The organism is Corynebacterium sp. HMSC071F07 (genome assembly GCF_001810285.1).
GTDB classification, from domain to species: domain Bacteria; phylum Actinomycetota; class Actinomycetes; order Mycobacteriales; family Mycobacteriaceae; genus Corynebacterium; species Corynebacterium simulans.
In genome coordinates this window covers 94,705-102,402 of the sequence record NZ_KV800708.1, presented here as the reverse complement: position 1 = coordinate 102,402, position 7,698 = coordinate 94,705, and the positions used below count along the sequence as shown (strand labels likewise).

The window sequence follows — 7,698 nt, the reverse complement described above, 5'->3', positions numbered from 1 at the left end:
CCAAAGCCCTTGCACCACAAATACGGTGCAAGGGCTTTAGCTTAACGACTGCGTTTTAGGCGTTGAGCTTGCGGTAATCAAAGACGGTATCGATGATGCCGTACTCAACGGCTTCCTGGGCGGTCAGGATCTTGTCACGATCGGTATCGATGCGAACCTGCTCCGCAGTACGGCCGGTGTGCTCAGCCAAGGTGTTCTCCATGAGGCGGCGCATGCGCTCGATCTCGTTAGCCTCGATCTCTAGGTCAGAAACCTGGCCCTGGGTGCCCTGGGTGCGTGGCTGGTGAATCAGCACGCGGGAGTTCGGCAGTGCCGCACGCTTGCCCGGTGCACCGGCAGCCAGCAGGACGGCTGCAGCAGATGCAGCCTGACCCAGGCAGACGGTCTGCACGTCTGGGCGGACGTAGCGCATGGTGTCGTAGATGGCCATCAGCGCGGTAAAGGAGCCACCCGGGGAGTTGATGTACATGGTGATGTCGCGATCTGGATCCTGGGACTCGAGGACCAGCAGCTGCGCCATGATGTCATTCGCCGAGGTGTCATCAACCTGGGTTCCTAGGAAGATGATGCGCTCCTCAAAGAGCTTGGAGTACGGGTTGGTGGTCTTAGAGCCTTGTGCGTTCTGCTCGACAAACTCCGGCAGAACGTAGCGGGAATTAGGCATTTGAAGGTTAGACATAGTGATAATTCTCCTTATTCCCTAGTTATTGATCGGGCCGTTTACGGACTCGATGACGTGGTCAACGATGCCGTATTCCTTGGCCTGCTGTGCGGTGAACCAACGGTCACGGTCAGAATCCTTGGTGATTTGCTCAAAGCTCTGGCCGGTGTGCTCAGCGATCAGCTGCGCCATTTCGCGTTTGGTCTGAGCAAACTGCTCAGCCTGGATGGCGATGTCAGCAGCGGTGCCACCCACGCCAGCGGAAGGCTGGTGCATCATGATGCGAGCGTGTGGCAGAGCGTAGCGCTTGCCCTTGGTGCCGCCGGAGAGCAAGAACTGGCCCATGGAAGCTGCCAGACCCATGCCATAGGTAGCAATATCGCACGGCGAGTACTTCATCGTGTCGTAGATGGCCATGCCCGCGGTAACGGAGCCACCCGGCGAATTGATATAAAGCGAAATATCGCGCGTGGGATCCTCTGCGGACAGCAGGAGAATCTGGGCGCACAGCTTGTTCGCAATCTCATCATCCACCTGGGTTCCCAGGAAGATAATGCGCTCGCGCAAGAGGCGCTCATAGACGCTATCACCCAGGCTCATACCAGTAGTGGATGAGTTCATTGAAATCTTCTCAGACATTAATGATGCTCCTTCAATTGAAGAATTTTTAACTGGCCCCACCTTACCGACATTCTTCTCAAATTTGGCCTCTGTTCGCTATGAGCGTTGGGAGCGCTACGTCAGCACACACTAAGGTGCTGGGTTAAGATTTCCCCATGTCTGTTTCCGAGCTTTCGACTAGCACACAGAATTATTTGAAAGCCATCTGGGGGCTAAAGGAATGGTCATCTGAGCCCGTAACCGCCACGCTTATTTCAGCACATTTAGGGCTCAAACTCTCCTCAGTCTCCGATGCAGTGCGCAAAATGACCAAGCAAGGGTTGGTATCACACACACCTTACGGAGCAGTGGAGCTCACCGATCGGGGTAGACAGTATGCATTGGATATGGTGCGCCGTCACCGATTGCTTGAATCTTTCTTGGTACAGGCATTGGACTATACATGGGACGAAGTCCATGACGAAGCAGAAAACCTCGAACACGCAGTGTCGGACATGCTGATAGAGCGCGTGGACAAGTTCCTCAATTTTCCCAGTAGGGATCCACACGGCGATCCTATTCCCACAGTTGATGGGAACATCACGATTCCTCGTGCACACCGGCTCTCTGACAGCGGAGCACAAACTCAGGTGATCGTTGAACGAATCTCCGATTCCGACCCACAACTACTAGCTTTCCTGAAAGAACACGGCATCGTCACGGGTGCCGTTCTAGACACGCGCGAAGGAGCCCCCTTTTCAGAATCACTCGAAGTGCGAGTATTTGGTAGCGCTCCGTGGGTACTGCTCGCACGCCCAGCTACCGACGCAGTTTTTGTAGCTCCTCATACCCCATAAAAGCCATCCCCCTCCACCTAAACCTAACATTACCTGCCCTTTTAAAATATACGTTGCAACGTAGTTTGCAACTACGCTCACACGTAGTTACGCTTTCGGATATCACATATCCCACGAATGGCTCAGGCCAGGATGAGCAGGATTGCTATGTCAGACTCACCAGATTTGGTGTACTTTTCGAGCGTTTCTGAAAACACAAAAAGATTTGTTGAACGCCTAGGCAGACCCGCAGTGCGAATTCCACTGCGGCCCAAGAAAAACGGAATGATCCAGGTTTCACACCCGTATGTACTCGTCGTCCCCACCTACGGAGGCGGCTCTCTCAAACGCGCGGTTCCTAAACAGGTCATCACTTTCCTTAACGACCCAATCAATCGATCCTTTATCCGCGGCGTCATTTCCTCAGGAAACACCAATTTCGGAAACGCCTACTGCGTAGCCGGCCAAATCATTTCCGCCAAGTGCCACGTGCCCGAGCTGTATCACTTTGAGCTACTCGGCACCCAAAAAGATATTGACACCGTAAAACAAGGTCTTCACAAGTTTTGGGAACAGCAAGAACACGTCAAAAGATGAAGAACACGTCCGGACCACACAGATTGGACTACACAATGACCCCTCCGCAGACCACACCCACGCAGCCTGTTGACGCAGCCCATCGCATCACCACCGGTGCTAACGACGAAGGCGGCGTTGGTAAGCGCAAAAGTTACCATGCGCTCAACGCGCAGCTGAACTTATTCGATTCTTCCGGGAGAATTCAGTTCGACAAAGATATTGAGGCAGCACAGGATTATTTAGCCCACCATGTTGCTCCCCGCATGCGCACATTTAGCTCCACCACGGAACGCCTGGAATGGTTAGTAGATAATGAATACTATGAGCGGGGTTTCCTCGAACTTTACGAGGACGAGTTCCTGTGCGCCATATATGACAGAGCACATCGCGCCCAGCATCGGTTCCGCACATTCCTCGGCGCATTTAAGTTCTTTACTTCCTACGCGCTAAAAACCTTTGACGGCTCAACACTCCTTGAAGGCTACGAAGAACGCGTCACCACCACAGCTCTTTACCTGGCACAAGGCGACAAAGCTCTTGCAGAGAAACTGGTGGACGACATCATGTCCGGACGATTCCAGCCCGCCACCCCTACTTTTCTCAACGCAGGCAAGGCTCAGCGCGGTGAAATGGTGTCTTGCTTCCTCCTGCGAATAGAAGACAACTTGGAAAGCATTGGCCGCAGTGTGAACTCCGCGCTACAGCTATCAAAACGCGGCGGTGGCGTGGCCCTATTGCTAAGCAATCTGCGCGAATCCGGAGCCCCGATCAAAAAGATTGAGAACCAAGCATCCGGCGTAGTCCCAGTTATGAAGATTCTGGAGGATAGTTTCAGCTATGCCAACCAACTGGGAGCCCGCCAGGGCGCTGGGGCTGTCTACCTGCATGCGCATCACCCAGATATTCTTCGCTTCCTCGATACCAAACGGGAAAATGCAGATGAAAAAGTTCGCATCAAGACCCTTTCACTGGGTGTCGTTATTCCGGATATAACGTTTCGCCTGGCCAAAGAGAACAAGGACATGCATCTGTTTAGTCCTTATGACATTGCTCGCGAATACGGCGTGCCCATGTCCGACATGTCTATCACCGAGCATTACGACGAGCTGGTGACCAATCCGCGAATTTCGCACACCACCATCAAGGCCAGGGAGTTTTTCACTACGCTTGCTGAGCTTCAATTTGAATCAGGATACCCCTATATCCTCTTCGAAGATACGGTCAATCGCTCTAATCCCCTCAAAGGGCGTATCAATATGTCCAACCTGTGTAGCGAGATCCTTCAAGTCAACGCGCCATCCACTCTTGGCCCATCTGGCAACTACACCACCATCGGCCAAGACATTTCATGCAATCTGGGTTCGCTCAACATCGCTAAGGCCTTTGCATCACCGGATTTTGGAGCAACTGTAGAAACCGCAGTGCGCGCGCTCACCCAAGTCTCAGATCTTACCGATATCGAAGCAGTTCCTTCCATTGCTAAAGGCAATGAATCCATGCACGCGATTGGTTTGGGGCAGATGAATCTCCATGGTTTCCTTGCTTCCAAACGGATTCCCTATGGCTGCGCCGAGGCTTTGGACTTTACCAACTTCTATTTCCTGACTGTGACCTATCATGCGCTGCGCACATCCCATGCGTTAGCGGTAGAGAAAGGTCAGCGATTCCAGGGTTTTGAAGACTCTGCTTATGCCTCCGGCGCATTCTTCGACAAGTATCTCAAACAGGAATGGGTACCTGCCACCAAGCGAGTAGAGCAGCTTTTCCATGAAGCAGGCGTGCGGATTCCTACACGCGAGGACTGGCTGAAATTAAAGAATCAGGTGGCCCGAGACGGAATATATAACGCCTATCTACAGGCAGTTCCACCCACTGGATCAATTGCCTACATCAATGATTCGACTGCATCCATCCACCCGATTGCCTCCAAGATCGAAATTCGCAAGGAAGGCCGCTTGGGGCGCGTGTATTTCCCCGCACCGGAAATGACCAACGACAATGTGGAGTATTTCGAGGACTCTTTCACCGTGGGATACGAGAAAATCATTGATACCTACGCCATGGCCACGCAGCACGTGGACCAAGGCCTTTCTCTGACCTTGTTCTTTACTGCCGACAGCACCACTAGGGATATCAACAGGGCGCAAATCTATGCCTGGAAGGCCGGCATCAAGACCTTGTACTACATCCGTTTACGCCAATCCGCGCTCCAAGGCACCGAGGTCGAAGGCTGCGTCTCCTGCGCTTTATAGGAGCACTGCCCTCCCATCTTTTGCACTACCAATTCACCCGAAAGGAAAAAGTAATGACTTCAACATCGAACGCTGCTGCGTTAACTAGCATCTCTGTTACGCCTCCGAGCTTCCGACATGATCCCTCAGCCCGCATCCGCCCCATCAATTGGAACCGTGTGAGTGACGAAAAGGATCTTGAAGTATGGAACCGGCTCACCGCCAATTTCTGGCTGCCGGAGAAAGTGCCGCTTTCTAATGATCTCTCAGCCTGGCAGAAAATGACGCCCTCAGAGCGTAACCTCACCATGCGGGTGTTCACAGGCCTGACCACTTTAGATACCGTGCAGGCTACCGTGGGAGAAATCTGCCAAATTCAAGACGCCCGCACCGAGCATGAGCAGGCCGTTTACACCAACATTGCCTTCATGCAATCAGTTCACGCCCGTTCTTATTCTTCAGTGTTTTCTACGCTAAGCAGCACAAAGGAAATCGACGAAGCCTACCGCTGGGCGGTGAATAATGACCTTCTCCAAGCACGTGCCAAGAAAGTCCTCACGCACTATTTCGGGCCGGATCCGCTCAAGCGCAAGGTATCATCGACGCTTCTTTCTTCGCTCCTTCTATACGCGGGTTTCTATCTCCCCTTACACTTTTCTGTCCACGCCACCCTGACCAATACGGCAGACATGATTCGCCTCATTCTGCGTGACAAGGCAGTACACGGTTACTACTCGGGATATAAATACCAGCGTGGCCTAGAATCTTCTTCTCCTCAAAGGCAAAAAGAGATGAAGAATTTCACCATCTCTTTGCTCGAGGAGCTCTATTCCCTAGAGCTGGAATCCTCCGGCGAACTATATGACCCATTAGGACTCATGGACGATGTGGCCGTCTTCGTTCGCTATAACGCAAATAAGGCCCTGATGAACTTAGGCTACCCAGATTACTTCCCACCTGAGGAAACGGAAGTTAACCCAGAAATTCTCGCCGCCCTAGCTCCTGGAGCAGACGAGAACCATGACTTCTTCTCTGGTTCAGGCTCCTCCTATGTCATTGGTACCGCTGAAGAAACGAGTGATGATGACTGGGATTTCTAAACCCTTCCCACGACCAGACCAAGGAAGCTGGCTTGAAACCATTGCATTGTTTGAGACTATTCGTGAAGGAAACCAACCTGCGGCATTGCGGCTGCTACAAAGCTCGGCCGCACGCGAGGCCGTCCTGGGAGGGCTCTTGGGCCTCATTGAACTGTATTTCCGCAATGAAGAAGATGACAAAATAGAGGGATTTCTCGCTGCCGCCCACAGTGCCGGCCCGCCCCCAGCTTTCGGTTGCAAGCCTTTTCTCCCTTAATCCAGCCCCAATGAAGAAAGAAGGTTCAGCATGACTTCCACCCCACGCATCACCGTTATCGTAGGTAGCCTGCGTCGCGGATCAATTGCGCGCAAGATTGCGCACGAAGTACTCACAATGATCCCGAAAGACTACGAGGCAAACATCCTCGAAATCCGCAACTTGCCCCTTTATGACTTCGACTACGATGATCCCGCGGTCACGGACAAGCCAACTCCGGCCGAGTACACCACCTTCCGCGACACCATCAAGAACTCTAGCGGAGTCCTTTTCATTACGCCCGAAAACAACCGCACAATCCCCGCATGCCTCAAAAACGCAGTGGACATCGGTTCTAAACCCAACTCAGATGTTGCTTGGAAGAACCTTCCCGCAGGAATCATCAGCCACTCTGTAGGGCGCATGGGCGGGTATAGCTCACAAAAGAACCTCCGATTGGCCCTGTCTTACTTTGATATGCCTTTTCCTGGGCAGCCCGAGGTATTCCTCGGCCAATCACCCACCCTTTTCGAAGACTCGGGCCGCCTTAATGAACACACCGCAGAATTTGTAAAGGACTACGTCATGCGCTTCCTGGCTCTGGTGGACAATGCCTTAACCAGCTAGGACCCACGCACATCTCTAGAGGGCGTTCACGATCACGCAAACCCCGGACTCATTCATGAATCCGGGGTTTGCTAGTGCGCTAGAAACCGCTCGCTACGAAAGAAACCTACTTCTCCTCGGTAGCATCTTCAGCGCCCTCTTCTTCGACCTCGCCGAAGTACTGGTCGACGTCAACCTTGTTGCCGTCCTCGTCCTTGACGTCAACGCGGCAGATAGCGGCTGCGAGAGCCTTGCCACGGCGAACATCAGAGAAAAGGTTTGCAATCTGGCCATTGGACTGCAGCTGCTGAATGAACTGGTTCGGGTCCATGCCGTAGGACTGAGCGGTGAACAGGATGTGGTCGGTCAGCTCCTGCTGGGAGACCTCAGGCTGCTCTTCCTCAGCAACGGCATCCAGGAACAGCTGGGTGCGGACGGACTCTTCAGCGGACTCGCGAGCTTCCTTATCGAACTCCTCGCGGGTGGTGCCCTGCGCCTCAAGCAGCTGTGCGAATGCCTTCTCGTCGTGAGCCAGCTGGCCCAGGATCTGGTGCAGCTGTGCGTGAACCTGCTCGTCAACGACGGAGGTCGGCAGCTCGAACTTAACGCCGTCGAGAGCAGCCTTCAGAACCTCGTCGCGGATGTTCGCAGCCTGCTCAGCCTTCTTGGACTCCTCAACACGGGTCTTGGTGGACTCGCGCAGCTCGTCCATGGTGTCGAACTCGGAAGCCATCTGTGCGAACTCATCGTCCAGTTCCGGAAGCTTGCGCTCCTTGGTCTGCTGAACGTGAACCTTGATGGTTGCTTCTTCACCAGCGTGGTCACCGGACTGGATGGTGGAGGTGAACTC

Annotated in this window: 8 protein-coding genes; 5 read left to right on the top strand and 3 right to left on the bottom strand. The window is 53.4% G+C overall.

Going from position 1 to position 7,698, the window contains the following annotated elements:
- Nucleotides 1–55 precede the first annotated feature (55 nt).
- On the bottom strand, nt 56–679 hold the full coding sequence (locus HMPREF2724_RS05585; protein WP_070455897.1) for an ATP-dependent Clp protease proteolytic subunit: 624 nt from the start codon (nt 677–679) through the stop codon (nt 56–58).
- A 21-nt stretch (nt 680–700) separates the two neighbouring features.
- Nucleotides 701–1,300, bottom strand: coding sequence for an ATP-dependent Clp protease proteolytic subunit (locus HMPREF2724_RS05580; RefSeq protein WP_070455896.1), 600 nt, complete (start codon nt 1,298–1,300; stop codon nt 701–703).
- Nucleotides 1,301–1,437: 137 nt separating this feature from the next.
- Here HMPREF2724_RS05580 and HMPREF2724_RS05575 point away from each other — a divergent pair, with 137 nt between their 5' ends.
- The 5 genes from HMPREF2724_RS05575 (at nt 1,438) to HMPREF2724_RS05555 (ending at nt 6,869) form a co-directional block, all read left to right on the top strand.
- Nucleotides 1,438–2,118, top strand: coding sequence for a metal-dependent transcriptional regulator (locus HMPREF2724_RS05575; RefSeq protein ID WP_070455895.1), 681 nt, complete (start codon nt 1,438–1,440; stop codon nt 2,116–2,118).
- A gap of 147 nt (nt 2,119–2,265) precedes the next feature.
- Nucleotides 2,266–2,694: a class Ib ribonucleoside-diphosphate reductase assembly flavoprotein NrdI gene (gene nrdI / locus HMPREF2724_RS05570; protein ID WP_246815603.1), complete on the top strand. Its 429-nt coding sequence runs from the start codon at nt 2,266–2,268 to the stop codon at nt 2,692–2,694.
- A gap of 35 nt (nt 2,695–2,729) precedes the next feature.
- Entirely contained in the window at nt 2,730–4,928 is a 2,199-nt protein-coding gene (nrdE, locus tag HMPREF2724_RS05565; RefSeq protein WP_070455894.1) for a class 1b ribonucleoside-diphosphate reductase subunit alpha, read from the top strand.
- Between the two features lie 53 nt (nt 4,929–4,981).
- Nucleotides 4,982–6,007 carry a class 1b ribonucleoside-diphosphate reductase subunit beta gene (gene nrdF / locus HMPREF2724_RS05560; protein WP_083306096.1) on the top strand — a complete coding sequence of 342 codons (1,026 nt, stop codon included), beginning with the start codon at nt 4,982–4,984 and terminating at the stop codon, nt 6,005–6,007.
- A 286-nt stretch (nt 6,008–6,293) separates the two neighbouring features.
- Nucleotides 6,294–6,869, top strand: a complete 576-nt coding sequence (locus HMPREF2724_RS05555; RefSeq protein ID WP_061924173.1) for an NADPH-dependent FMN reductase — start codon at nt 6,294–6,296, stop codon at nt 6,867–6,869.
- Nucleotides 6,870–6,975: 106 nt separating this feature from the next.
- Here the strand turns inward: HMPREF2724_RS05555 and HMPREF2724_RS12840 are convergent.
- Nucleotides 6,976–7,698, bottom strand: a 723-nt coding sequence (locus HMPREF2724_RS12840) for a trigger factor (RefSeq protein ID WP_371440781.1), incomplete at its 5' end; no start/stop codon positions are given.

Excerpts from the sequence above, each read along its gene's own strand:
- HMPREF2724_RS05585 (WP_070455897.1), bottom strand. The coding sequence starts at position 679 with ATGTCTAACCTTCAAATGCCTAATTCCCGCTACGTTCTGCCGGAGTTT.
- HMPREF2724_RS05580 (WP_070455896.1), bottom strand. The coding sequence starts at position 1,300 with ATGTCTGAGAAGATTTCAATGAACTCATCCACTACTGGTATGAGCCTG.
- HMPREF2724_RS05575 (WP_070455895.1), top strand. The coding sequence starts at position 1,438 with ATGTCTGTTTCCGAGCTTTCGACTAGCACACAGAATTATTTGAAAGCC.
- nrdI (WP_246815603.1), top strand. The coding sequence starts at position 2,266 with ATGTCAGACTCACCAGATTTGGTGTACTTTTCGAGCGTTTCTGAAAAC.
- nrdE (WP_070455894.1), top strand. The coding sequence starts at position 2,730 with ATGACCCCTCCGCAGACCACACCCACGCAGCCTGTTGACGCAGCCCAT.
- nrdF (WP_083306096.1), top strand. The coding sequence starts at position 4,982 with ATGACTTCAACATCGAACGCTGCTGCGTTAACTAGCATCTCTGTTACG.
- HMPREF2724_RS05555 (WP_061924173.1), top strand. The coding sequence starts at position 6,294 with ATGACTTCCACCCCACGCATCACCGTTATCGTAGGTAGCCTGCGTCGC.